The organism is Methylobacterium sp. WL116, from assembly GCF_008039455.1.
Taxonomy (GTDB): Bacteria; Pseudomonadota; Alphaproteobacteria; order Rhizobiales; family Beijerinckiaceae; genus Methylobacterium.
On record NZ_VRUV01000588.1, the window covers coordinates 1 to 2619 of the forward strand.

General features: G+C 74.5%; 2 protein-coding genes. Both read left to right on the plus strand.

The features are described 5' to 3' along the window. The first annotated feature begins 383 nt into the window (after window positions 1-383). Window positions 384-1103: a response regulator gene (locus tag FV223_RS24900; RefSeq protein ID WP_147729469.1), complete on the plus strand. Its 720-nt coding sequence runs from the start codon at window positions 384-386 to the stop codon at window positions 1101-1103. Next, complete coding sequence (locus FV223_RS24905; RefSeq protein WP_147729470.1) at window positions 1100-2476, plus strand: ATP-binding protein; 1377 nt, start codon at window positions 1100-1102, stop codon at window positions 2474-2476. The genes FV223_RS24900 and FV223_RS24905 overlap by 4 nt, the downstream gene beginning before the upstream one ends. The last annotated feature ends 143 nt before the right edge of the window (window positions 2477-2619 follow it).

Consider the following 2619-nt stretch of genomic DNA (forward strand, 5'->3'; position numbering starts at 1 on the left):
GCGAGCCGCCGCATCGGACGGCAGGAGCGCGGGATCGTCGATCAGGGCCGCCGCGGGCTGGGACAGCTGCGCGGCGAGCCATCCGCGGGGATCGCCGGCGATGCGGGCGGTCTCGCCCGGCCGTGCGCCGATCCCGAACCGGTTGAGTGCAAGGACCGCATCCGTGGTCATCGCTTCGATCCCTCGCGGCGCGCCGAACCGGCGGCCTGGATCGGACCTTCGCGCCCGCCTGTCGCGCAACGATCCCAGGTTCGAAGACTTTCTTGCCGAGCTGTCGCAGGCCCGGCGGGCGGTTACATCTTGCGACATTGTTTCCGCGCGGTCCGGCCGGCTCGGCCGCTAGGATCGGCCGGCGGAAGGCCCGACGACGAAGGCTCGACGACATGGACGCTGCCCACCTGCTGGTCGTCGACGACCACCGCGACATCCGCGATCCGCTGGCCGCCTACCTGCGCCGGTACGACCTGCGGGTGAGCGTGGCGGCCGACGCCGCGGCGGCGCGGGCGATCCTCGGCACCAGCGCCATCGACCTCGTCGTCCTCGACGTGATGATGCCCGGCGAGGACGGGCTCTCGCTCTGTCGCCACATCCGCGAGGTGCACGACACGCCGGTGATCCTGCTGACGGCGATGGCCGAGCAGACCGACCGCATCGTCGGGCTGGAGATCGGCGCGGACGACTACGTGACCAAGCCGTTCGACCCGCGGGAGCTGCTCGCCCGGGTGAAGAACCTGCTGCGCCGCGCCGCCGCCCTGCCGCGCGAGCGCGCCGAACCCGGTGCGCGGCGCCTCGCCTTCGACCGCTGGATCCTGGATAGCGACCGGCGCGAGCTCGTCGACGGGGCGGGCGAGGCGGTCGTGCTCAGCACCGCGGAGTTCCGCCTGCTCGCCGCGCTGGTGCGGCGCCCGCGGGTGGTGCTGTCGCGCGACCAGCTCCTCGACCTGACGAGCGGCCGCACCGCCCAGGCCTTCGACCGCAGCATCGACAACCAGGTCAGCCGGCTTCGGCGCAAGCTCGAGCGCGACCCGGCCCATCCCGAGCTGCTCAAGACGGTGTGGGGCGGCGGCTACGTCTTCGCCACCGACGTGCGGGAGGTCCGGTGAGCCGCCTCGTGCCGCGCTCGCTCGTCTGGCGGCTGGCGCTGCTCCTGGTGCTGGCGGTGGTGGCCGCGCAGGCCGCGGCCTTCGCGATGTTCGCGAGCGAGGCGACCCGCGTCGGGCGCGCCGCCGGCCGCACCCAGGTGATCGACCGCATCGCCATCCTCGTCCGCCTGCTCGACACGGTGCCGGCGGACGCGGTCCCAGGAACCATCGCGGCCTTCAACTCGCCCAGGCACCACTTCTCGATCGGCCCGGCGAGCCTCGTCCCCGACGGGGCGATGGACGCCGACGAGGCCCGGCTGGCGCACGGCCTCGATCGCCGCCTGCAGGCGGATGCGACCGAGGCGCGCCTGCTCCTGGTCAAGCGCGACTCGGTCAGGCGCGACGTCGCCGACGTCGCCGACGACCCGCCGGCCGAGGGGCGCCGGGCCAAGCCGGAGGCGCTCCAGGTCTCGGTGCACCTCGCCGACGGGCGCTGGCTCAACGGCGAGGCGCCGGTCGCGCTGCCGACGCCGCCCTGGATGCGGATCGGCCTGTTCCAGATCGCCGCCAGCGTCGTCGCCGTGCTCGCCGTGGTCGGTCTCGGGCTGCGCGGGGTGGTCGGTCCGGTGACAGCCCTGGCGCAGGCCGCCGAGGAGGCCGGGCGCGGCACGATGGTCGCGCCGTTGCCGGAATCGGGCCCCGCGGAACTGCGGACGATGACGATCGCCTTCAACCGGATGCAGGCACGGCTCCGGGCCTACGTCGACGATCGCACCCGGATGCTCGCCGCCGTCAGCCACGACCTGCGCACGCCGATCGCCTCGCTGTGGCTGCGCGCGGAGATGGTGGAGGACGAGGACCTCCGCGCCGGCATGGTGCGGACGCTGGGCGACATGAAGCGGATGGTGGAGGCGACGCTGTCCTTCGCCCGCGACGACGCCGCCTCGCAGGCGAGCGGCCCCCTCGACCTCGCCGAGCTCGCCCGCACGCTGGCCTCGGACCACGCCGCGCTCGGCCGCGACGTCACCCTGTCGGCCCCAGAAGCCCTTCCCTTCGCCGGCCGGCCCGACGCCCTGAGGCGGGCGCTCGACAACCTCGTCGAGAATGCGGTCCGCTACGGGCGACGTGCGCGCCTCGCGCTCGATCGCGACGGCGCGGACGTGCGCATCCGGGTCGAGGACGACGGGCCGGGCATCCCTGCCGACCGGGTCGAGGCGATGTTCGAGCCTTTCGCCCGGCTCGACGATTCGCGCAGCGACGAGACCGGCGGCACCGGCCTCGGGCTCGCCATCGCGCGCTCGGCGATCCGCGCGCATGGTGGTGAGATCCGGCTGCACAACCTGCCGCAAGGGGGCCTGCGCGCGGAGGTCGTCCTGCCCGGGGCGGGACGCTGACGCCGGTCGCGGCGTTCAGCCGGTCTCCGGCGCCGCGCGCATGAAACCGAAGTCGCAGCCCGCGTCGGCCTGCTCGACCGTCTCGTAGAGCAGGCGCGCGTAGCCGCGGGCGGCCCAGGCCGGGCGCTAGGCCGGACCCGCCT